Origin of the sequence: Larkinella insperata (genome assembly GCF_026248825.1) — a bacterium.
Lineage (GTDB): Bacteria > Bacteroidota > Bacteroidia > Cytophagales > Spirosomataceae > Larkinella > Larkinella insperata.
In genome coordinates, this window is record NZ_CP110973.1 from 3127400 (window position 1) to 3150669 (window position 23270).

Annotated in this window: 20 protein-coding genes; 12 read left to right on the forward strand and 8 right to left on the reverse strand. The window is 53.8% G+C overall.

What is annotated here, in order from left to right; genetic code table 11:
- Positions 1-40: 40 nt before the first annotated feature.
- Positions 41-940 carry a PPK2 family polyphosphate kinase gene (locus tag OQ371_RS12735; RefSeq protein ID WP_265994149.1) on the reverse strand — a complete coding sequence of 300 codons (900 nt, stop codon included), beginning with the start codon at positions 938-940 and terminating at the stop codon, positions 41-43.
- Positions 941-1252: 312 nt separating this feature from the next.
- Here OQ371_RS12735 and msrA point away from each other — a divergent pair, with 312 nt between their 5' ends.
- The 5 genes from msrA (at position 1253) to OQ371_RS12760 (ending at position 5686) form a co-directional block, all read left to right on the forward strand.
- Positions 1253-1801, forward strand: a complete 549-nt coding sequence (gene msrA, locus OQ371_RS12740) for a peptide-methionine (S)-S-oxide reductase MsrA (RefSeq protein WP_374761445.1) — start codon at positions 1253-1255, stop codon at positions 1799-1801.
- A gap of 362 nt (positions 1802-2163) precedes the next feature.
- Positions 2164-2865, forward strand: a complete 702-nt coding sequence (locus OQ371_RS12745) for a hypothetical protein (RefSeq protein WP_265994151.1) — start codon at positions 2164-2166, stop codon at positions 2863-2865.
- A 152-nt stretch (positions 2866-3017) separates the two neighbouring features.
- Positions 3018-3713 carry a response regulator transcription factor gene (locus OQ371_RS12750; protein WP_265994152.1) on the forward strand — a complete coding sequence of 232 codons (696 nt, stop codon included), beginning with the start codon at positions 3018-3020 and terminating at the stop codon, positions 3711-3713.
- The gene (locus OQ371_RS12755; RefSeq protein WP_265994153.1) at positions 3710-5071 is read left to right on the forward strand and encodes a HAMP domain-containing sensor histidine kinase; all 1362 of its coding nucleotides are present in this window, start codon (positions 3710-3712) and stop codon (positions 5069-5071) included. Before OQ371_RS12750 ends, OQ371_RS12755 begins: the two co-directional genes overlap by 4 nt.
- Positions 5072-5299: 228 nt before the next feature.
- The gene (locus tag OQ371_RS12760; RefSeq protein WP_265994154.1) at positions 5300-5686 is read left to right on the forward strand and encodes a hypothetical protein; all 387 of its coding nucleotides are present in this window, start codon (positions 5300-5302) and stop codon (positions 5684-5686) included.
- A gap of 436 nt (positions 5687-6122) precedes the next feature.
- Here OQ371_RS12760 and OQ371_RS12765 read toward each other — a convergent pair whose 3' ends face one another.
- Positions 6123-7124 (reverse strand): ankyrin repeat domain-containing protein, encoded by a 1002-nt coding sequence (locus OQ371_RS12765; RefSeq protein WP_265994155.1) that lies wholly within the window; start codon positions 7122-7124, stop codon positions 6123-6125.
- A gap of 155 nt (positions 7125-7279) precedes the next feature.
- Between OQ371_RS12765 and OQ371_RS12770 the strand changes: the two genes are divergently transcribed.
- Complete coding sequence (locus OQ371_RS12770; protein WP_265994156.1) at positions 7280-7831, forward strand: RBBP9/YdeN family alpha/beta hydrolase; 552 nt, start codon at positions 7280-7282, stop codon at positions 7829-7831.
- On the opposite strand, the gene OQ371_RS12775 is transcribed toward OQ371_RS12770, so the two are convergent.
- From OQ371_RS12775 to OQ371_RS12795, 5 genes are all read right to left on the reverse strand, one after another.
- A complete protein-coding gene (locus OQ371_RS12775) occupies positions 7828-8142 on the reverse strand; it encodes a plasmid stabilization protein (protein ID WP_265994157.1) in 315 nt (104 codons plus the stop codon). The genes OQ371_RS12770 and OQ371_RS12775 overlap by 4 nt on opposite strands.
- A gap of 141 nt (positions 8143-8283) precedes the next feature.
- Positions 8284-8982: a DUF4097 family beta strand repeat-containing protein gene (locus tag OQ371_RS12780; protein ID WP_265994158.1), complete on the reverse strand. Its 699-nt coding sequence runs from the start codon at positions 8980-8982 to the stop codon at positions 8284-8286.
- 7 nt (positions 8983-8989) lie between these two features.
- The gene (locus tag OQ371_RS12785; protein ID WP_265994159.1) at positions 8990-9769 is read right to left on the reverse strand and encodes a DUF4097 family beta strand repeat-containing protein; all 780 of its coding nucleotides are present in this window, start codon (positions 9767-9769) and stop codon (positions 8990-8992) included.
- Between the two features lie 34 nt (positions 9770-9803).
- Positions 9804-10580, reverse strand: a complete 777-nt coding sequence (locus OQ371_RS12790; protein WP_265994160.1) for a HEAT repeat domain-containing protein — start codon at positions 10578-10580, stop codon at positions 9804-9806.
- Positions 10564-11082, reverse strand: a complete 519-nt coding sequence (locus tag OQ371_RS12795; RefSeq protein ID WP_265994161.1) for a GFO_1088 family ECF-type sigma factor — start codon at positions 11080-11082, stop codon at positions 10564-10566. Before OQ371_RS12795 ends, OQ371_RS12790 begins: the two co-directional genes overlap by 17 nt.
- A 327-nt stretch (positions 11083-11409) precedes the next feature.
- Here OQ371_RS12795 and OQ371_RS12800 point away from each other — a divergent pair, with 327 nt between their 5' ends.
- On the forward strand, positions 11410-11925 hold the full coding sequence (locus OQ371_RS12800; RefSeq protein WP_265994162.1) for a hypothetical protein: 516 nt from the start codon (positions 11410-11412) through the stop codon (positions 11923-11925).
- A 68-nt stretch (positions 11926-11993) separates the two neighbouring features.
- On the opposite strand, the gene OQ371_RS12805 is transcribed toward OQ371_RS12800, so the two are convergent.
- Complete coding sequence (locus OQ371_RS12805) at positions 11994-14066, reverse strand: prolyl oligopeptidase family serine peptidase (protein ID WP_265994163.1); 2073 nt, start codon at positions 14064-14066, stop codon at positions 11994-11996.
- Positions 14067-14655: 589 nt separating this feature from the next.
- On the opposite strand from OQ371_RS12805, the gene OQ371_RS12810 reads away from it, so the two are divergent.
- The 5 genes from OQ371_RS12810 to OQ371_RS12830 all read left to right on the forward strand — a co-directional run bounded on the left by OQ371_RS12810 (position 14656) and on the right by OQ371_RS12830 (position 23214).
- On the forward strand, positions 14656-17565 hold the full coding sequence (locus tag OQ371_RS12810) for a putative Ig domain-containing protein (RefSeq protein WP_265994164.1): 2910 nt from the start codon (positions 14656-14658) through the stop codon (positions 17563-17565).
- 203 nt (positions 17566-17768) lie between these two features.
- Positions 17769-20933 (forward strand): ligand-binding sensor domain-containing protein, encoded by a 3165-nt coding sequence (locus OQ371_RS12815; RefSeq protein WP_265994165.1) that lies wholly within the window; start codon positions 17769-17771, stop codon positions 20931-20933.
- 14 nt (positions 20934-20947) lie between these two features.
- Entirely contained in the window at positions 20948-21283 is a 336-nt protein-coding gene (locus tag OQ371_RS12820; protein ID WP_265994166.1) for a winged helix-turn-helix domain-containing protein, read from the forward strand.
- A gap of 330 nt (positions 21284-21613) precedes the next feature.
- Positions 21614-22369: a ferritin-like domain-containing protein gene (locus OQ371_RS12825; RefSeq protein WP_265994167.1), complete on the forward strand. Its 756-nt coding sequence runs from the start codon at positions 21614-21616 to the stop codon at positions 22367-22369.
- Positions 22370-22383: 14 nt separating this feature from the next.
- Positions 22384-23214, forward strand: coding sequence for a ferritin-like domain-containing protein (locus tag OQ371_RS12830; protein ID WP_265994168.1), 831 nt, complete (start codon positions 22384-22386; stop codon positions 23212-23214).
- The last annotated feature ends 56 nt before the right edge of the window (positions 23215-23270 follow it).

The following is a 23270-nucleotide window of genomic DNA, read 5'->3' on the forward strand; positions in this document are numbered from 1 at the left end:
GTGGGTAGAGGACACACCATTGGAACGGTTTTCTAGCTGATTAGTCTGCCCGATTGATGACATCAACCAGATCCTGGAGATTTTTCTGCTGTTCTTTGGTCACCTTCGGATACTCCATTTTCAGGCTCCGCAGCGTTTCGGCCACGACTTTAGCCACAATTAGCCGCATGTTTTTCTTGTCGTCGGCCGGAATGATGTACCAGGGCGCTTTTTCGGTGGCGGTTTCGTTGATCGCTTCTTCGTAAGCCTGCATGTATTGTTTCCAGAAGCCGCGTTCGACTACGTCCTGGTTGTCGAATTTCCAGTTTTTCGACGGGTCTTCGATTCGGGAAATCAGCCGTTCGGCCTGTTCTTTTTTCGATACGTTCAGGAAAAATTTCAGCACCGGAAAGCCGTTGCGAATCAGGTAGGTTTCGAAATTCCGGATGTCCTTGTAGCGTTGCTTCCAGAGTTTATCCAGGTTGGCGGTTCGTTCGTCGGGTAACCGCTGGCTCTGGGTTAAAATATCGGGATGGACTTTAACGACCAGTACCTCTTCGTAATACGAACGGTTGAAAATACCGATGGTGCCCCGTTCGGGCAGGTTGATCATGCTACGCCAGAGAAAATCGTGATCCAGTTCCGCGTCGTTGGGCCGTTTGAACGAATGCACACGCAACCCCAGCGGATTAACCCCCGAAAAAACATGCTGGATGGTGCTGTCTTTGCCGGCGGCATCCATCGCCTGAAAAATCGTAACCATTCCGTAGCGGTTGTGGGCAAACATGGTTTCCTGGAACTCATTCAGTTCGGACGTCAGGTTGCGCAGTATAATCTCGTAATGCTCCTTATTTTCGTATAGATCGTCGATTTTTGTGGGGGCGTCAGCGATGGAAAATTTCTTAGATTCGTGGCCCGAGAAACGGAACTGTTCAATGGCTAGCGCTAGGGACTCAGTCATAGATTCTGTAAGGATTGTGGTAAACACGGAGTTCATCGAACCGTCTTAAAACAGAATCTGTTTTACTTAAAAACCGTCGGACCGATTTCCGCGTAAGTACAGGATCGGGAACTCGTATTTGTTATACGGGTGTAAACCTTTCAACATCGAACTATGTTCAAACCAGTGCAACTGAAACGTCTTACAGCCTGGCTGATGGCACTGCTGCCCATCGTGCCCCTGTTGTCGTGTGGTCAATCCTCAAAACAATCATCATCCGAACGAAAAACCAAAATTATGAATACCAGCAACACTGCATCTACCGCCCCGGGAATGGAAAAAGCAACTTTCGGAACCGGCTGCTTCTGGTGTACGGAAGCCATGTTTGAATCTCTGGACGGCGTTTCGGAAGCGGTTTCGGGCTACGAAGGCGGCACCAAAGCCAACCCAACGTACAAAGAAGTCTGCACCGGAACAACCGGCCATGCGGAGTGCGTAGAAGTAACCTATGATCCCAGGAAAGTGACTTATGCGGAATTGCTGCAAGCGTTCTTCCGCAGCCACGACCCGACCTCGCTGAACCGCCAGGGCGCCGACGTGGGTACGCAATACCGTTCGGTGATTTTCTACCACAACGACGAGCAGAAGCAACTGGCCGAAACCGTTAAGAAGGAGTTGAACGAGTCTGGCGCCTACGACAAGCCCATTGTAACAGAAATCAGCCCGGCTTCGACGTTCTACGTGGCCGAAGATTACCACCAGAGCTATTTCGCCAACAACCCCGAGCAAGGCTACTGTGCTTTTGTGATTGCACCGAAGCTGGATAAGTTCCGCAAGGTGTTCAAGGATAAGCTCAAAAGCAGCGAGCTCTCAAGCCACTGAACACTGCACTGATTCTGAAAAAAGCCCCGAAAGGGGCTTTTTTCATTTGTGCGCTACCGGGTTATCTCTCCGAAGAAATCGTTTTGCGGAACGCACGGTCTGTCCCTAAATGAAAAATTAGGCCGTGATTTATACTCTTAAGCGGATAAAGCGATATGTTATTAGTAGTATGTACTCAACGTAATTAGGGCAAAGCGATGTTTTGCCAGACGTATAAAGGTATCGTAGAGGAGATTGGAGGAACAGCGACCAGTTGTGTCCGGGTCCGCAATAAAAAAATAGTTTGGGTGCAATTGGTTGATTATTAGATTTTATAAAATTTTCCCTACATTCGTCCCAATCCAGGTTAAAACGATAAGACGATGATCAACTTTTATTTACGGTTTGGTGTATTGGGAGTATTTTTACTCTGCTCACAATGGATCTTTGCTCAGGTCTCAGGCCGGGCACTGCATGTACAGGTGGGGTACGAAGCCTTTAATGCCTCGAAAATTAATGGCTGGTTCCTACCCAGTTATCCCACTCTTCAAAAAGCATACACAACCTTCGGTTTCAGCGGGTACGGTGTCAGAAACAACGTGCTGTTGGGTGGGGAGCTTCAAGCCAAGACCGGCGGCACGATAAGCAACACGGCGGCTAAGCTGACGCCCTGTGCCGCTAATCTCGCTTTTAACGTCGGGTACGTCCTGCTGCACAAGAAAGGCCTGACGGTATTTCCGATTGCCGGGGTGGGTTACGGCTTTTTTGCTACCCGGATCTGGGAAGCCGAGAAACGGTATCCGGCCTTCGTGCCCGAACAAGTCAGTATGCGGGAAAACATCGTCGCGTCGCAACAGGGCGTGACAGGAAGCATAGCCGCTGGGGCGGAGTACATTCTTGGAAAACAGAACGGAAGTCGCACCAAAGGCTTTTCCGTTGGGCTGCGGGCGGGCTATAACTTTATGCCGGCCAGTACCAAATGGCGGGTTAATTACACGGAGTCTATTAAAGGGACCTCGTTCGGTGCTTCCGGGCCTTTTGTTCGCTTGCTGGTGGGCCTTGGTCGTATTGGCTCCGCCCAGTGACAGATGGCGCTGCCTTTAAATGCAGATTTTAACGTTGAAAAGCTCCGAAAGGGGCTTTTTTCATGCGGATCAAGCCGGAAAGCTTGAGTAGAAATAAGTACATTGCGATTGGGTTGTGCGGGCTGATCCCGAATGGCCTTCTATTCTTGCTTATGACGGCTGGTTCTATCGCGAATTTGCTCCTGGTGGAAGACGAACCCAAGGTGGCTACATTTATTAAAAAAGGGTTGCAAACGCAGTCGTATACGGTTGAGGTAGCATTGACGGGGGAGGAGGGCAAGCAGCGTTTCAGTGAAATCGCCTTTGATCTGATCATTCTGGACGTGAATCTGCCCGACATCAGCGGTCTTGAACTGGCTGAGTACATCCGCCAGCACAACCGCCGGGTGCCCATTCTGATGCTGACGGCCCTGGACACCACCGCCGACAAACTGCTGGGTTTTGAAGCCGGCGCCGATGATTACCTGGCCAAGCCCTTCGATTTTCTGGAACTGGTGGCCCGAATTAAAGCCTTGCTTCGGCGGGCCGGTACGACAGAAGAAGCGGACCGCATCCTGCGCGTGGCCGACCTGGAACTCAACCTGGATGAGCGCGTAGCCCGGCGGCAGGGGCAGACCATCGAACTGACCGCCCGCGAATACGCCCTGCTGGAATACCTGATGCGAAACGCCGGGCGGGTGGTTTCGCGGGTGGACATCGCCGAGCAGGTGTGGGACATTGGCTTCGATACAGGTACGAATGTGATCGATGTGTACGTCAGCTACCTGCGCGCCAAAATCGATAAGGATTATCCCGTTAAACTGATCCACACCCTGATCGGGATGGGTTATGTACTGAAAGAAAAATGAGCCTTCAGAACCGCCTGACCCTTCTGTCGACCGCCATCGTCTCCGTTTTGCTGGTGTTTTTTTGCCTGTTTCTCTACCTGGTGGCCGAACAATACCGCAAACACGAGTTTCTGACCCGCTTACGGGCGGAAGCAATGACGGCGGGGCATCTGCTGGTAGGCCGGGAGCGCCTGGGTCCGGCTCTTTACAAGTTGATTGACAAAAATCAGTTGACGGTGTTGCCGGATGAAGAAATCATTATTTACAACGCCAAGAATGAATTGATCTACGAAAGCGGCACGGATTACCTTTCCGTAACCCCCGCTACCCTGCAGCGCGTTCGGGAACTGAAAACGACCAGCTGGCAGGAAGGCGACCGCGAAATCGTGGGAATGCTGTTCACCGAAGACGACGCTCCCTTCGTTATTCTTGCTTCGGCGGTCGATGTCTACGGCGTGCGGACCGTTCAGGATTTCGCCCGGCTACTGGCGGGAGGCTGGTTTCTGATGACGGGGATTGTGCTGGTGGCCGGACGGTATTTTATGGGCCGCATTGTGCAACCCATCAGCCGGATCAACCAGCGGATTGATGAAATCACGGCTTCCAATCTGTCGCTGCGGCTGCCCGAGGGCAAAAGTGGTGACGAGCTGACGCAATTGGCGCAGCGGTTCAACCGGATGCTCAACCGGCTGGAAGAAGCCTTTCGGTTGCAGCGGTCGTTTGTGTCGCACGCATCGCACGAACTGCGCACCCCGCTGACGGCCATCACGGGCCAGTTGGAGGTCTCGTTGCTGGCCGATGACGGGCCGGATGAACTGCGCGCTACGCTCCAGTCGGTGCTCGACGATGTGCGGGGGCTCAACCGGATGGCCAACGGGTTGCTGGCGCTGGCCAGCGCCAGTATGGATTCGTCGGCCGTACCGATGGGACCCGTGCAGCTAGACCATCTGCTCGAACAGGTTCGGCTGGAAACACAGCGTCTGCAACCCACGTATACCGTTCATCTCCAGATTGATCCGCTGAACAAGCCGCCTACCGACTGGCAGTTGATGGGCAGCGAGCCACTCCTGCGGACGGCTTTCTTTAACCTGCTGGACAACGGCGGTAAGTTTTCGCCGGATCATACCGTGACCCTGCACCTATCGGCACCGGGAAAGTTGCTGCAACTACGGGTGCACAATGCCGGTTCGGTGATTCCGACCGACCAGTTGGCCGACATTTTCGTGCCCTTTCAGCGGGGCCGCAACGCCAGCGGATTACCGGGCTACGGCATTGGGCTTCCCCTGACCGAGCGCATTGTGCAACTGCACCGGGGCCAGATTTGGGTGGAATCGTCGGCCGAAGCCGGAACGACGTTCGTTGTCACCTTCCCGCGTTAAGCCCTCTCATTCCGTTCTGTTTTAAACTTGCTCTTTTGGCACGTTAAATCCCGCAAAAAGACCGTTGAGGTCGTTTAAAAGAGGTTTTGTGAATTTCTAATCCCGTTCTAATGCGGCTCTAACGCGAGCCTAACACCGGCTTCCGATCTTTGTAGTGTTAACCAGGAGATCAGGTACATACACCTTGAATTATTTCCAGGAGGTTGACCACTAAAAGATAAAATAGCCATGAAAACATACTTTTTTGCTCTTGTATTAATCGGACTTTTCAGTGTAACCGCTTCGGCCCAGGATGACGCAAAACGCCGGAACGATGTGACTTACTCAACGCATAATTACAAACATCCGAATAAAGCGGCTGCAGCCCGGAAATGGGCCAACGAAAAGGGCGGAACCATCAGCGCCACTGGCTTCGACCAGAAGTTGGTGACCAATTACAAACAACCCGTCCCGCGCACGGAAGCCGCTGACGGTCTGATTGTACCGCATACCGCACAGGAAAACCTGGCCGACCGGAATTATAAGGTGCAGCGCGTAAACACGGTAACTCCGGTTACACCGTCTGCCGAAATTGCTAACACTATTCCACACACCTCCCTCCCTGAAAAGAATTAAGGGACTTTCCTCGCCCGGTCGCGTAAGGCTCCGAATGCCGGTCCTTACGCGGTCAAAGGCATTTATTGCAGCGTTGATTAATAACCTGATGCTGGTACCTCCCAAGAGCTTGCCAAGAACATGGGAGTCGGTTTGAAAGCCGAACGCTTCAGCTTGTTTAAAACGGGCTTACTGAAAGATTTGAGAATTACCAAAGATCACACCAGCGCGATTGATGAAGGAATCGGCTCGGACCCGTCTTTGCAGAAATAAGTAGTTGGTTGGAAGAACTGGAAATACCTGAACCCTTTGCCTTCGCGTGAGATGCTGCAATTGCGTCTTCCTATAGCGGGAAGACGCGATTCTTACCTCAAAACCGTCCTGGTTGCTACAACTGGACGGTTTTTTTACGTTCAGACTTTTCGCAGCGGTGTCTGGATACAGAATTCGGAAATCTTTACTGGTTTGGTTGGACCATCAGCGATTTTACCGTCTCAAATTCTGGTGACGGAGTTTGCGGATAACGGGCGTATTCGTCCTCCTGTTTTTTCAGGTAATCGGTCAGCGTAAAACCGTTGGGGGCTTTGAAACGGACGTCGGCACCTTTCTGAATAAGCAGCAGGCAGATGTTCCAGTGCCCGAGGTGGGCCGCAAAGAGCAGGGGCGAATAGTGTTCAGTTTCAACATCGAAGGTGCTGGTTTGCTGGAGGGGAACGCCGTGGTCGAGTAGAATCTGGATCTTTTCGAGCGGTTCTTCGGCGTGGTGGATAACATTGAACAGGAGCGGCATTTCATACGGGCCATTGGTGTTGGGGTCGGCTCCGCGGTCGAGAAAAAACTGGAGCATGGCGGCCGGACAACGGTCAATGCACTGGGCGTGCGTCGCCATCCGTCCGGGATCCGCGTTTTCAATTTTCGCACCGGCTTCCAAAAGCAACTCCAGTTTGCGCCGGGTAATGTTCCAGTCTTTGTTATACACCGTATTATAAGAACTGTAGCTCCGGGCCGCATAATCCAGCAAGGTCCAATGTTCCGGGTTCCGTGCGTCGTTGATCAGGGGGACCGGTTCGCGGAGCAGGCGTTCCAGCTCGTCCATTCGGTCGAAAGAAAGAGCCCGGGCAATGGCTTTGCGCTGGGGATCGGCAAAGTACCGGGAACCGTCGTAGTCGGCCTGATCGTAGCTGAACTCTTTTTTGAGGTTAATAAAAACGTCGTCAAACCAGATTAGAAAGAAAGGCAGCAGGATTACCGCCAGCCCGGCGTATTTCCCCCAACGGAACGGTAACAGATTAACAACCAGCAGCACCGCCAGCGCCCCGGCAGCTAGAATAAGCCAGAACGTACCCTGCCCTTGCCCGGCCGCGTCCCCGCCCTTCTTCGAGTTAAAAAAGGTGAGGATCAGGAACAGGGCCAGCAGGCCCATAACGGTCCAGTTGACAACGGTCAGAATCTTGTTCACGGAGTAGCACGTTAGGCAGCCGGGCGGTAGCAACGAGTGGAATTCCAATCTTCTAAGAGCCCGTGCTTTCCGGAAGCAAAGGAAAGGCGGACCGGGTGATAACACCCGGGATTTTATATCTTACGGTTTCTTTCGCTAGTAACCGGTCATTTTCAATGAATTTCACCCCCCGCATCCTGATCCTGCCCGGGCTGGGCAACTCGGGCGAACAACACTGGCAGAGCATCTGGGAACGACAATACCCTGACTTTTCGCGGATTAATCAGCAGAATTGGGACAATCCCGTCTGCCGGGACTGGATCGAGCAGATTGACAGAGACGTTATGGCGGGGGATCCTTCGAACGTCATTCTGGTGGGGCACAGTCTGGCCTGCACGGCCATTGCTTATTGGGCGCAAACGTTTCAGCGAACGATCAGAGGGGCCTTGTTGGTAGCTCCCAGCGATACGGAAGCGGATACGTATCCGCCGGGAACTACCGGTTTTATTCCGGTTCCACTCCTGAACTTGCCTTTTCCTTCCACTGTAGTGACGAGCACCGATGATTATTACGTTACCCTGTCGCGGGCCACGTTTTTCGCCCGGAGCTGGGGCAGCAAACTCGTTGTTCTGGATGCCGCCGGACACATCAACGCCGGTTCGGGGTACGGTAACTGGCCGGAAGGGCTGGCATTGCTCCGGGAATTGGATACCGGGACCGTATCCTAACTGGCCGCTTTGGCCGCGTTTCTCTTCCGGGTGGCAGCCGCCTTCTTCGCCGATGCCGACCGTTCTTCGGGGCTGCGTGAGGCCGATGCCGCCCCGCCTTTTTTACCGCCCTTCTGCGCTGGCTCCCGGTTTTCGGCGTGGCCCCGGCCCGATCCGCTCTTTTTGCCTCCGCCCGAAGTTTTATTCACGGTGGCCCAGGCCCGGCGCTCGGCTTCTTCTTCAGGTAGGCCCTGGTCTTCGTAACTTTCCTCGATGTGTTCGGCTTGTCGTTTCTGTTTGTCCGTATAAGCCGATTTGTCTCCTCGTGCCATACTTTTCGTTTGTTTCGTGTGACCTATGACGGCATTCCTTAGACAGTTGATTCACTGCCTGCTGGATTCCGGTTAATTGCTGGATAAAACCCGAATTTCTGAATTATGTTTACGGAGCGGCCAGTTCAGGACGGAAGGAAATTATTTTCGGCTTCGGACGTAAACGTTGTTGCTGATCGATTCCAGCCGGACTTCCGGCCCTCCGCCGTTGACAGTTCCTTCCAGCAAATAGCCTACGATGGGATTTTGCTGTTTCTTGTTTTTGAAATCGATGGCTAAGTCGGAATAAACCTCGCCGGTGATGGTTTTCAGGGCCAGATTCGCGCCTTTGGAGCCGGGCCAGTTCAGGTCCACAAAACCGCTGATGGTTTTGGCAAAGACGGCTTCGCTGGCTCCTTCAATATCGATGTTACCGTTGATGGTTTCCAGACGAAGTTTGGCTTGCCGGGGCAAAAAAACCTGGTAGTTGATGGTGCTACAGATGTAATGAGACTGCCCGTTGACTTCAGTACGCCAGCTGGTTTTTGTTCCCGGGCAATCCTCGGCTTTTCCTTGCTTCAGCATTTCGCGGTCGAAGTCGGTTTTGAGGCTGATCTCGCTGGCGGTAGAACCCGATTCAACCAAAAGGGCGTCGTTGAGTCGCCCCCCGTTGACGGTTACCGCAATCCGAACGGACACTTCAGCTTTATCCCAATACCGGACCTGAATGCTGTCGGCAAACTTCAGGTTGAGGTTTACCAGTTGGTTGGCTGAAAACGGTATTTTTTTGTCAATGATTTTTTGGGCGAAGGCCGGTACCGTCAGCAGGCCCGCCAGGAGGAAGAGGAATAGTTTTTTCACGACCGACTTATTTTTGTTTCCGGATGTAAATGTTGCTGCTAATCGTATTGAGTTGCATTTCAACGCCCCCGCCATTAGTGGTGCCTTCCACATTGTTGCCTCCGCCCACTTTCGACAAACCTTCTTTGGCGCTTTTCAGACCCAGATCAAAATCCGTGTACATTTCGCCGTTGATGGACCGCAGTTTCATCGTAGTTTTGGCGTTGGCGGGCAGGGTGACGTCTACGGCCCCGGAAATGGTCGTGATGGAGGTAGGTTTTTCCTGACTCAAGTTCGTGAACACGATGTTTACTTCGCCGTTAGTCGTGTTGGCCACAACCGGTCCGGTCACGTTTTTGAGGGTAATGGGAGAGTTCGTTGTGCGGACTTCCAGATCACCGTCCATGTTGCTGATGGTTACCGAACCGTTCCGCCAGTTGACCTGCCGTACGAGAAGGGAGACTTTTCTCGGAATCCGGATGGTATAACCGATGTCTTTGCGGGTGGCTTTTTCAATTTTTAATCCGCCATTTTCGGGGGTAACGGCTAGCCCGATGCCCGAGTTGTCGACCGCTGAATAATACAGCGGTTTTAGTCCTTTGGCTCGTTCCGGGGGCGCTTCCAGGCCCGATGACGCCCGAATGCTGACCTCATCGCCGTCGTATCCTTCAAATTTGTAATCACCGGCGTCCATTTCCAGGGTTACTTTCCGGTCTTTGGAATTGGGAAGTTTGGCTTTGTATTCCTGGGCGCTGGCGTCGAGGGCGCACACCAAAGCGGTGGCAATCAATAAGGCAATTTTTCTCATTGGTTTGGTTTGAAAAGTGAAAATTGTATGGAATTCAGGACGCAGACGGTCGGGCGCTCTGGTTCAGTCGATTCATGCCTTCTTCGGCCTTCTGGCGAACGGCTTCCAGCAGGTCACGATCGCGGGCCAGACGCTGCATTTCGTTGACCGCCCGTTTTTCCTGGATAGACACCAGCGCTTCGATAAGCATAATCTGAACGTAAGGGTCCGTCTGGATTTTCAGCGACTGAATCAGGGCTTCGCGAACACCGGGTTCGTCGGGCAAACGCATCAGCGCCTGACAGGCTGCCAGCCGGACGTTCACATTATCGTCGAAATTCAGCGTGTTAATCAGCAACTGCGTAATATCCTGATTGGCTTCGGGCAGTTCCGACGACTCATTGACCGCCTGAATCCGTTCGCTGGCCGAAGTTTGACTCATCCGATCAAAGTCCAGCGTTTTTTTAATGGCCAGCGCCGACGAGGTTTCCACGGCTGCGCCCGGTTTCTGTTCGCGTTCGTACCACAAGCCGCCCGCAAAACCGCCCGCCAGCAGGGCAACGCTGGCCGCCAGCCGCAGCCCCCACGTGGTCAGACGGCGTATCCGCCCGGTGGGACGGTTTTCCGCCGGACGATCCGACCGGGGCGGGGCAAATTTCACCGACGGTTCTTCCTGCCGGGCTTGGGAAAAGTGCCGAAACAGGCCGGCGTGTTTTTTCAGGTGAGCGGGAACCGATGCGCTTTGAAAAAACGTCCGCAACTGCTTCTCTTCTTCCAGCGTGCTCTCCCCGGCGTAATATCTTTCCAGTAGCTTCTCAATGTCCGGCTTCATAATCGTTGGTTTTTAGGTAGCTATCCCGCACTCGCTGCCGGGCCCGCGACAGAATCACCCGGATGTTGTTGACGGTCAACCCCGTTACTTCTGCAATTTCCTCAAACGAATACTCTTCCACATCGCGCAGATGGAGAATGAGTTTCTGCGGCTCCGGCAACGTTCCGATGATGCGGTGCAACAGGCTGGTGCTGTCTGACAATTCGGTCTGCTCGTAAGGCGAAACCCCGTGGCCGAATACGTCGCTCAGGTCCGAGTTATCGTCCGTCGAGCGGTGGGCCTGGGATTTCAGCTTGTCGAGGCACAGGTTCCGGGTCATCTGCACGGCCAGTGCTTCCACACTGTTGTACGAATCCAGTTGCTGGCGTTTGGTCCAGAGCCGCATCAAAACCTCCTGTAAAGCATCCTCGGCTTCTTCGCGGTTGCGCAGAAACAGTTTGGCCAGCCGAAAAAGCCGGCCCTGAACGGGGAGTACCTTGTGTTTGAAGGCTTGTAGATCCATTTCAGTGACAAAGACGACGAACGACGGAATTCATTACAGCTCCCGGCAAAAAAATCATTTTTATTTTTTGCCTCGGTTCGGAACTCGTTGAAATGGGCGATGCGCGGGCGACGGGGTGTTGACATTCGATCCGACGGCTGAAAGGGGGAACGCAGTACGTAGAACTACTTGCCGGACGGTTATTACTACGCGGTGCCGGTACGATTTCAGGAAGGATTTCTACCCAATTTTTGCCTAAAATCGACAAACTAAAGCCCAAACTCTTGTAAGACGTTCAGAAACTCCCTTATTTTGGCCCAAGTTTAACAATTAACTCTACAAATACTGATGAAAAAAATTCTCTCTTCTCTGCTTGTCATGACCCTGTTGTTGGTTGGTACCGAGACGTTTGCTCAGATGCCCATCGATAAAGGATCTAAATTTTTAAATGCTGGTATTGGTTTAGGTGGCTGGGGTGGTATCGGCTTCGGTGGGGGCGGTATTGGCCTGGGTGCATCGTTTGATCTTGGTGTCGCTAAGAATATCACCGTTGGTGCGCTGGGTGCCTTTCGTGGCTACAGCGGTTACGGCTCTTACTATAGTATTGGTGTACGGGGTTCGTACCACTTCAATGAATTGCTGCAATTAGACAACGACAAAATCGATCTGTACGCCGGTCTTGGTTTGGTTTATAGCGGCTGGAGCTGGAACAACAATTACGGCGGTTTCCGCAATTCTATCGGTGGTGTTGATCTGGGTGGCCACGTTGGGGGTCGGTACTTCTTCACCGAAAACATCGGTGCCTTTGCTGAAGCTGGTTTTGGAGTAGCCCCTCTGCAACTGGGTGTCACCTTCAAATTCTAAAATACCGTATTACAAAGCAAAACCCCGCCGGAAGTGTCCTTCCGGCGGGGTTTTGCTTTGTTGAGGAATTACTTCAAACTTTTCACTCCCATGTTCCAGAGCATGAAGGCGTAAATATCCGCCATTGCTTCGATGTTCTTCTTCGTATTGCTGGCCCCGTGGCCGGAGTTGGTTTCGATCCGGATCAGTACCGGATTTGCGCCTTTGTACTTTTCCTGCAACGTAGCGGCATACTTAAACGAGTGCGCCGGAACTACGCGGTCGTCGTGATCGGCGGTGGTGACCATCGTGGCCGGATATGGAATGTTCTCCCGGATGTTATGGATGGGCGAATACTGGTAGATCACCTTAAACTCTTCCGGATTATCGCTGCTGCCGTAGTCGCTCACCCAACCCCAGCCGACGGTAAATTTGTGAAACCGCAGCATGTCCATCACGCCCACCTGCGGAATGGCGACCCGGAACAAATCCGGCCGCTGGTTGATAACGGCCCCGACCAGCAAACCGCCGTTGGAGCCACCGCGCAGCGCCAGTTTCTGCGGGGATGTATACTTTTGCGCGATCAGGTATTCGGCGGCCGCAATGCAGTCGTCGAACACGTTTTGCTTTTTCAGCTTCATGCCCTGCTCGTGCCAGGTTTCGCCGTATTCGCTGCCCCCCCGCAGGTTCACCGACGCGTAAATACCGCCCTGCTCCAGAAAGGGAATCAGCAGCGCGCTGAATCCGGGCGTCAGGCTGATGTTGAACCCGCCGTAGCCGTAGAGCATGGTCGGGTTGCTGCCGTCGAGTTTCAGGCCTTTGCGGAAAGTCAGAAACATGGGCACGCGGGTACCGTCCTTGCTGTTGAAAAATACCTGTTTGGTTTCGTAATCGTCGGGCTGGAATTTTACTTCCGGGGCCCGGAACAGGGTGGTTTTGCGGGTGGCAATGTCGTAACGGTAAATTGTGGCCGGAAAGGTAAACGACGTGAACGTGTAAAAGACAAATTTATCGTCGCGCTCCCCGCCAAAACCGCTTACCGTGCCCAATCCGGGCAGTTTTACTTCATTTTCCAGCTTGCCGTTCAGGTCATGCACGTAGATGCGTGAAGTGGCGTCTTTCAGGTAATTGGCGATCAGTTTGCCCCCGGCGGTATGCGCTTCGTCCAGTTTCTCCGGTTTTTCCGGTACCAAATCGCTGATGGCGCCGGTTTTCGGGACCACCTTCGATATTTTGTAATTCGGAGCGCCGTTGTTGTGGTACACCAGCAGGTCACTGCCGACGTTGTCGACCACGGAATAGTTGTATTTAAATCCTTCAAAAAGCCGTTTAAACTCTTTCTCGCCGGATTGGGCGTCTTTGTACCAGATTTCGGAGCCGTCGGTTCCTTCGGAAATGTTCAAAATCAGAAACCGTTCGTCTTCTGTGGTCTGGGCGAAGAAGTACCGCAACGGGTGCGCTTTATCTTCGTAAACCAGCTGATCCTGCGTCTGCGGAGTGCCCTGCCGGTGGAAATACACCTTCATGAACTCATTTTTCGAAGACAACTCCTGCCCGGCAGCCGGTTTGTCGTACCGGCTGTAATAGAAGCCGTCGCCCTGCCAGGCCGCACCCGTAAATTTCACCCATTCGAGTTTGTCGGGCATGGTCTGAAGCGTCTGCATATCCATCACGAAAATTTCCTGCCAGTCGGACCCGGCTTTGGAAAGTGCGTAAGCCGCGTACCGTCCGTTTTTCGACAAATTAAAGCTGGTCAGGCGCGTGGTCCCGTCGGCCGCGAGTTTGTTGGGGTCGATCACCACTTCGGGTTTGCCATTCAGTCCTTTCTGCCGGTACAGCACCGACTGATTTTGCAGGCCGTCGTTTTTGTAGAAATAAAACCAGTCGCCTTTGCGCCCCGGAGCCGAATAGCGCGGGTAGTTGATGATTTGTTCGAGCCGGTTTTCGAGTTGTTTTCGGTACGGAATCTGTTCCAGATACCCGAACGTCACGGCGTTCTGGGCCTTCACCCAGGCTTCGGTTTCGGCCGAGCGGTCGTCTTCCAGCCAACGGTACGGATCGGAAACTTTGGTGCCGTGGTAATCGTCAAGCTGCTCGGTTTTGCGCGTTTGCGGATACTTAATCGGGTTGGATTGGGCCAAAGCCCCGGATATTTCAAGCATAAGTACTAAGCCAATCAATAACGGTTTTAGCATAATCAGGTAGAATAGGTTACGAAGAAAGCAGGTTAATTAGTTCGTCATGAGGTTTAATATATAAAAAAGGACGCTGTTTGAAAGCCGTTTCGACGGATGGGGCAAAAATAAATGGCAAAAGGCCCGAGCAGCGAATAAGACATCGCCGTTCCGCGCCCTTGTCAGGAAACCGGTTGGGCACGGCCGCCGAGTTGTACTGAAAAACGCATCCTACCCGGGTGAGTAGGTTCTTAACCGCGTCATCAATCACCGCTTTGGCTCCCGCGGGCTGGGTGTCGCCGTCGTAGTTTGCGGTACATCAAGCCGCTTTTTGAGCGAGACCGGCGGGTCGTCATAAACGGTTTTGCTGTGGACGAAAGCGGGTTGTGTTGATTTAAGAAGTCGCGTGTTTGGTAATGTATTCTTACTAGTTGGCTAACAATAGTTTTGAGCTGAAACAATGTCTGTTAGTGCGAATAATAAATTGTACGTAGAGAAGTGAATACCTTCAGCCTGACTACGTATATTTGTAGTTATTTGTACTTAAAAGAAAGTCTACTTATTGTAATCTCACTCTATGCAGAAAAAACTACTTTCAATTGTTGGGTTTATTGGAATACTCTTGTTGAGTGCAACCCGTTTGTCGGCGCAGGTTACCCTTTCATGGCCGCAGAACGGGATGGTTTTTCAGCGTGGACAGGACAATAAGGCGAGTGTAAAATTCATCGTTACTTCTACCAACGGGCAGGCCATTTCTTCCCTGCAACTACTTTTTTACAAATACGCATTGGCAGGCGGCACCCAGGGGCCGCTGAACCCGGTGACGGGCAGTTCGCAGGGCTGGACCACCGTCACCATTTCCAACGCGGGCACTTGCCAGGTGACGGCGCTGGTCGACATGGCGGGTGGTATGTACAAAGTGCGGGCGAAAGACAACAGCGGCCGCGAAACGGCGGATTTCGACATCGGCGTTGGCGAGGTGTTTGCCATTGCCGGGCAATCCAATGCCTCGGGTTTGTACAATCCAACGTATCCGGTGAACGAAACAGGCAACCCTACGTTTGTGCGGTTTTTTAACGAAAAAGACCAGAGCAACGGTATGCAGGGATTCGAGGAAAATGACCCCGGAAAATGCCCCGTCTGTCCACCGGGCTCCGTTAATTTTCAGTGGTATTGGGGCGGAGTGGGCAACCGGCTGATTCAGGCCCTGAACGTACCGGTGGCTTTTTATCAGAACGGCATGGCGTCAACCAGCGTGGTGGAGTGGCGCAACAGCAGCCAGGGCCGGAATACGCCGTTTACAAACGGAACGCCCCGGTTTGTGAACGGTTTTCCGTACCGTAACCTGAAGAACTTCCTGACGGGTCGGGCGCGGCAAACGGGCCTGCGGGCGATCCTCTGGCACCAGGGGGAGAACGACCGCCGGGATGATCCAACAACCCCAAACGGTTCGCCCTCCAATTCTGCCGGTAGTTTTCCGCGGGCCAGACGGTATTTCGACGTGCGAACCAATTCGGTAAACACGGCGGAGAACGACGCCGACGTACTCAACGATCTGATTGGACAAACCCGCGTGGACCTGGGAGCCGATGTGCCCTGGGTAGTTGCGCAAACCAGTCGCCTGCGCAGCCTGAGTGATCCGCTGATCCGGGAAGATCAGATTAAAGTGATTGGCTACGCCAGCCATCAGAATACCAATCCGTCCGCCCCGCCCAAAACCTTTGGCGACCCGTATGTTTCGCCCTACGGTCGTTCAAATATTTTCACCGGGCCCAACACCGACCAGTTTGACGACTCATACCGGCTGCCGGACCCCGACAAAACGCATTTCACCAGCGCGGGGCAGAGCGTCGTCGCGGCCGAATGGCACAAAGCAATGACCACGCCGTACAACGGGCAGTCGTTCTTCGGCAACGCTGTTCCCGTTCTGAACCGGGGCGAGGTAACCGGAGTAACGTCTGTGACCTGCACGCCCGTTGCGTCCTGTAATTTTGCCGTCACCACAACGCCGGTCAGCGCCAGTTGCAACACGGCCACGACCCTGACGGCGGGGTGTACGGGCAGCGATTGTGGCAGCGTGACGTATGCCTGGAACGGGAACGGGGTCGCGAAGACGGGCGCATCGGTTGGCATAACGACGCCAGCCACCGCGGGCGTTTACAGCTATACGGTAACGGCTACGAAAGCAGGATGCGCCACTAAAAGCTCGGTGCTTGCACTGACGGTCAACTGCGCCACGACGCCCCCGCCGGTCGTTACTGGTAACTTTGACGGTCACCTGTATGCGGCCGACTGCGAATCCTTCCAGGGATGGGTTTGGGATGCCAACCAGAAAAACACCCCGATTTCCGTACAACTTCTGGACGGAACCCAGGTAATAGCGACCCTGACAGCGGGTGAATTCCGGCAGGACCTGCTTAACGCGGGGAAGGGCGACGGACGGCACGCGTTCCAGTACGCGATACCTACTAATCTGAAAGATGGTCTGAAACATACCCTGTCGGCGCGGGTGACGGGCAGTACGTTCGTCCTGAAAAGTGGCCCGAAAATAATTCAGTGCCAAGCAACGGGCACACCGCCACCCGCCACTAACAACCTGCCCCAGCCGCCCACCGTGGCCCCGCTAACTGCCCAGCAGGGGGTAGCGTATTCCGCCACCTTGCCGGCCTTTACCGATCCGGACGGCGAAGCCCTTTCGTACAGCCTGACCTCGCTGCCGGGCGGGTTGAGTTTCAACGCAACCAGCCGGGTGCTGAGCGGAACACCAACGGGCAGCGGTACTTTTTCGATGCCTTATAAAGCAACCGATCCGCGGGGTGGAGCCGGAACCACCACGGTCACCCTAACCGTTCAGCCGCCGGTTACTCAACCGCCTTCGTCGACGACCGTAACCGGTAATTTTGAAGGGTACCTGGATAAGGTCGAGTGCGGAACAATCCGGGGCTGGATCTGGGACCGTAACAAGCCCAACACGCCGATGACGCTGGAGTTTTTCGCCAACGGAACCTCAATCGGGACAACGGAAGCCAACATTTTCCGGCAGGATTTGCTTGACGCCAAGAAGGGAAATGGCGTTCACGGCTACAGCTTTACAACCCCGGCCAGCCTGAAAAACAACACAACGTACCAGATCAGCGCCAAAATCAAGAACAGTACGTACGTGCTGAAGGGAGCGCCCAAAACGCTGACCTGCTCAAGTTCGGCGGCCCGGTTGTCGGCGGGTGTGGACGGCGGTAAACTGGCGGTGACCGTGCTGGGCAACCCCGTCACCGAAACCGTGGAAGTTGAAATCCGGGGAGCCGAGGGGCAGCCGGTTCACTTGCAACTGACCGACCTGAACGGCCGGAATGTAACGGAGCGCGAAGTACCTGCCGCTGACGCCATTGAAGTTCAGCGGTTGACCATCGGTCGGCAACAGGCCGGGTTGCTGCTGCTGCGGGTTCGAAGCGGTCAGCAAGCCGTTACTCTAAAGGTTCTCAAACAATAATTCGGTTAATGTTAAGCAACAGCCCGGACCCCGAAATCCGGGCTGTTTTTGTTTTAATCCGGGCTTCTTCGACGCTCAGGTGAGTTGTCAACTATGTTTACAGGTCTGGTAAATCCGGCGTCGAAAAGCTTGCTTTAACAATCGAATTTGCAGATTATCAACCAATCCGCTAATTTACCATGATGTTTCCGGCTCGGTAACAAATGAAACTAGTCCCATTCGTAATTCTGATCATCTGGTGGTTGGCCTTCGGGTTGCCAGACGTTTCGGGAGCCTCCAAAGACCCACTGAATCAGTCGCTCCGGATTGATCACATCGGGGTCGATGAAGGCTTGACGCAGGGGTCGGTGTATCATATTCTGAACGATAGCCGGGGGTTTCTCTGGCTCGGCACTCAGGACGGTCTGAACCGGTACGACGGCGCTCATTTCCGGCACTACCGTCCCGACATGACGAACCCGAACGCTATTGTCGGCATTAACATTTCCGGGATCGTCGAGGATCGCAACGGCAACCTTTGGGTCGGTACTGAATACGGCCTGAACTATTACGACCGCGCAACGGACCGCTTTTCCTGCATCTATTCGTACTCTAAGTCGAAAAGGCCGTTAAAGAGCAAAACCATACCGTTTTACGCCAATGGGCAGGAAGTGCTGTATTATAGCGAAACGGAGGGGCTGGTTTCGTTGACCATTAAAACGAAGCAGAAGCTGGTGCTTGACCCCACGATCCGGCCCACGCACGAATACGACCAGCTCAACTCGACCGTCCGGACACCGCTGGGCGATGTCTGGCTTCACGCACCCACCGGTTTGATCCGTTACAATCTTTACGAGCGCCGGGCGCATTATTATTTCAGCAGCCACCCCGACAACGAAGCCGGTCCGTCGATGGGCGTCTTTTCGTTCCACTGCGATTCGGCGGGCGTCGTGTGGCTGGGGACCGCAACCGGACTGATTCGGTTTGAACCGCAGACGGGGCGTTACCAGACGTTTCTGCCCGGCGAGGGCCGGAATTTAACCTCCATTTACACCATCGCTGAAGACCACAACGGCCGGTTGTGGCTCGGCACGCAGCGCGGGGGAATCTGGCTCTTCGACAAATCGGACAAACGGTTTAGCCAGGTGGGCGGCTTTTCCAACAGCGCCCGTCAGTTAGCGGACTACGAAATCTGCAAAATTCACATCGACCGGCAGGGCATCATCTGGGCCAATACCGACCCCGACGGCCTGGCCCGGATTGTGCCGGGTAGCACGTTTTTTGGCGGTATGGCCGTTTCGCAGAATGAATCTCATGAGGCCAAAGATCCCACCACGCTCAGCCATTTTGTGGTCCGGGGGTTTTTGGAAACCTCGCCGACCGAAATGTGGATTGCAACCGAGCGCAGCCTCGACGTGCTGGACCGGACCCAGAACCGCATCATCCGGCGCTACCTGACCCAGGCCAAACACAGCGATTTGCCGTCGCGTACGCTGATCAAGTGCCTGTATAAAGATCCGTTGAACCGGATTTGGGTGGGGACGAACGGCGGTGTTTTTACGTTTGACAAAGCCCGGTCAACGTTTAGCAAAATTCCGTTACCGGGGTCGGCCAACAGCAAAGTGGTCGAAAATTACGTTCGTCGGTTGCTGGCGCTCGATGACAACACCATCCTGACGGCTACGGAAGACGGTCTTTTTCTACTGGATGTGCGTCAGCGGACGTTCAGACTGCTGCCCACGCTGGCGAATAAGAATATTTTTAGCTTTGCCCGGGATCGGGCCGGTCGGTACTGGGTTGGCATTTATTCCGATGGTTTCTACTGCTACGAGCGGGCTCCCATTGGCAAAGATACCCGTCCGCAACGGATTGTCCGGGGGTTGGACGGCTACACCATTTTATATTTTTACGAGGACCCCGTCCGGCCCATTGTCTGGATGGCGACCGACAAAGGGCTGGCGGCTTTTAATACCAAGACCGGGCGGATTCAGCTTTACGATCACCGGCACGGTTTGGCCAATCCATTCGTGTATGGTATTTTACCCGATCATCAGAACCGGCTTTGGATCAGTACCAACCGCGGGATTTCATTTTTCAACCCGACCACCAGCACGTTCAAGAACTTCGACCTCACTGACGGTTTGCAGGGCTACGAATTCAACGGCAATGCGTATTACCGCACCCAGGACGGTGAGTTGTTTTTCGGGGGCGTCAACGGTTTCAACCGGTTTTACCCCGAGCAGTTTCGGACGAGTTCGTACATGCCATCGGTGCACATTCACAAAATGACCGTCAATGAAGCGCCGTACCAGTCTGACAGCTACATCGGAGAAACCTCCCGGCTTGAACTCCCGTACAACCAGAATACCGTAGCCCTCGAATTTACGGCGTTGGATTATTACAGCAACGGCCGTAACCAGTATCAGTATCAGTTGGTTGGCTACGACGACCAATGGGTGCAGTCCGGCAATGCTACTTACGTCCGGTACGCAAACCTGCCGCCGGGTACATACGTATTCCGGGTCAAAGCCGCCAACAAAGACGGGCAATGGAGTCCGAAAATCAGGCGGTTAACCATGATAATCCAGCCCCCGTTCTGGCAGCGGGCCTGGTTTCTGTCGTTGATGGCCCTGCTGGTTGGCGCTGCGGCTTATTACTGGGTTCGCCGGCGCGAAAACCGGATACACCGGCAGCACCAGCGGAACACGCGGCTGGCCGTTGAGTTGCAGGAGCAGATCAAGAAAAACCTGGCCCGCGACCTGCACGACGAGATTGGTGCCCAACTGGCGACCCTGAAGCTGTACGTCAGTCGGCTGACCGATCCGCCTGGTCAGCCGGCGCGCTCCACCTCCCTGAGCGAGCTGGCCCGCGAACTCATCACCGACATCATTGGCAACATCCGTAACCTGCTGCGTGAACTGAGCCCCCGAACGCTCGAGCAGTACGGTTATGCCGCAGCCGTGGAGGAACTTTTATCGCGCATCGACCGCACGACGCTGGAAACCCATTTCTGGGCCGACGAACTGCCGTCACGGCTGGAGGCTGAAACCGAATTGATGCTTTACCGGATTACGCAGGAGTTGCTGAACAATACACTCAAACACGCCAATGCCCGGCAGGTCAGCATCCGGCTGGTGTTTGAATCCCCGCTGGTCAAACTCTACTACAGCGATGACGGCCAGGGCTTCGACCTCAAGGAAGCCCGGCGGGGGCTGGGAATCGGTAACATCGAATCCCGTGTGGCCCTGATCAACGGGGATATCGACTGGCAGTCGACGCCCGGTGAAGGAACGCGGGTTATTGTAACGCTGCCGTTCCGGGCATCGAACCGGTTTTTGTCACTGAACCGGCTGGAACGGTCGCTTAGAAAAGTGACGACATTGTTTTAAACTTGCCTTTGGTTATGGCAAATTTACGCATCAACGGACGGGTCTGGCTCGAAGCGCAGGAACGGTTTTTTGGAATTGGTCGGATGGAGCTACTGGAACGAATCCAGCAAACGGGTTCGATCAACCAGGCCGCCAAAGAAATGAAGATGTCTTACAAACGCGCCTGGGAACTGGTCCAATCCATGAACAGCCAGGCCGATGCCCCACTGGTCAGCACCCAAACTGGCGGGGAGCGGGGCGGGGGCGCCGTCGTTACCGAAGAGGGGCTTAAATACCTTACCTACTACCGGGGGCTGCAGGACCGGTTTCAGCAATTTCTCGCCCAGGAAGTCCATCACTTACCCATTTGATCTCCGGGGAAAGCCGGCTTTGATGTTGGTTTTGAAGAGCGGCCTGAAAGAAATCACAGTAAAGTAATAGTGTCTGATAAATGCTTTTTATTGGCGATCTGCTGAGATTTTGAACCCTGGTTAAATGGGGTTTACAAAAAAATAATTTTTTAGAAAACCGGCCTTTACGCTTCCGTTTCGCGGTTCTTCCTTTCCCGTTCCCTCGAATAGTGCCTTAAAAAAAAATAATTCATCATTTCCGAAATCCAAAAATCAGGCTTACTCGTTCGTATGGTTGTCTTGCAAGAAGCACCCTTTTCAATTCACCCATTTTACAACTAATCTTTTCTCATGGAAGAATTAACGAGTACCTCTACCCCCAAGAAAGGTTCGAGTGTAGCCGCCATTCCATCGGTCGAGCGCCGGATGTTTCTGCGAGCTCTGGGCTTAACAACCGTTTCGGCTTCGGCTTTTCTGGCAGCCTGCCAAAATTCAATAAACGACGTAGCTCCTAAAATTTCTGGCGCCCGGATTTCAGCTGAAGGGGTTAGTTTCGGGGAAGGCGATTTTGCCATTCTGAACTACGCTTATGCCCTGGAGCAACTGGAAACCGCTTTCTACATGGCCGTTATTGAGAAAAAAACGTTCCCGGCGGGCAGTAAAGAAGAAATGGTTTTCAAAGATATTCACGATCATGAACTCGTACACCGGGAGTTTTTCAAGCTAGCGCTGGGCTCTAACGCCATTGGTGATCTGGAATTCGACGTGAGCAGCATCGATTTCAGCAACCGCCGGGAAGTTTTGAACACCGCCCGGGTTCTGGAAGATACGGGAGTTGCTGCCTATAACGGAGCCGGACCGCTGCTGAGCAATTCAACGTTCCTGACGCTGGCCGGCAAGATTGTGTCCGTAGAAGCTCGTCACGCTGCCCTGATCAGTACCATCCTGCAACCCAACGGCGCGTTGTTTGCTGGTGATTACGTGGTGGACAACAACGGTTTGGAAAGACCGCTGACGATCTCCGAAGTACTGGGCAGAGCCGGTAAGTACATCAAAACTCCCATCAACCCGGCCTCCCTACTGGCGCTGGAATCATCCAAATCATAACCCAACGAACGATCATGAATCTCTTCGGAATATTCTCACAAATTGAAAAAGTTGATGCGGAAGCGGGTGAAAAAATGGATTTTGCCCGCCGGAAAATGCTGAAAACCGCAACGGTTGCGGCTGCTGCTACGCCCGCATTTTTTGTCGGAATGGTTAACAAAGCGTTTGCGGCAGAAGGCTGCGCCGGTGATGCGGTGGCTATCCTGAAATACGCCCTGACGCTGGAATACCTCGAGCGTGATTTCTACCGGGCTGCTCAGTTCAAGGCGGGTTTGTTGCCCGTCGGAACCCGGGCGTACGTGGTGCAAATTGCCAAACACGAAGCGCAGCACGTTGACCTCCTGGAAGGCGTACTGGGTCTGAAAAAGAACGAGTTGCAGCCGAAGTACAACATGACTACCCTTAACGCTGCGCTGGCCGATTACGAAACCTTCCTGACGTATGCACAGGCGCTGGAGGATACCGGGGTTCGGGCTTACAAAGGACAGGCTGCGTGTCTGCTGGAAGAAGGATCGGCTACTGCGAAAGTGGCTCTGCCGGTAGCCCTGCGGATTCACTCGGTGGAAGCACGGCACGCGGCTGCCGTTCGTTACATGCGGGGATTGCGGGTATGGGCTTCCAGCGGTGAAAACGGAACGGAAGCAGATCCGAAGGTTTATGCCAACGAAGACATGGGCCATCAGGGTGGTGCCGATCTGGAAGGCTACTTCAACACCCCGGAAAATAAAATGAAATTGTACACGCCGGATATGTCGAAGCGGGCGGTTTACGAATCGTTTGACGAGCCACTGACCAAGGACGAAGTACTGGCTATTGCCGGTCCGTTCTTCGCACCAACGATGTGATACAACCAATTGAGAAGTACCAAAAAAGACCGGCGTGCGCCGGTCTTTTTGGTTTC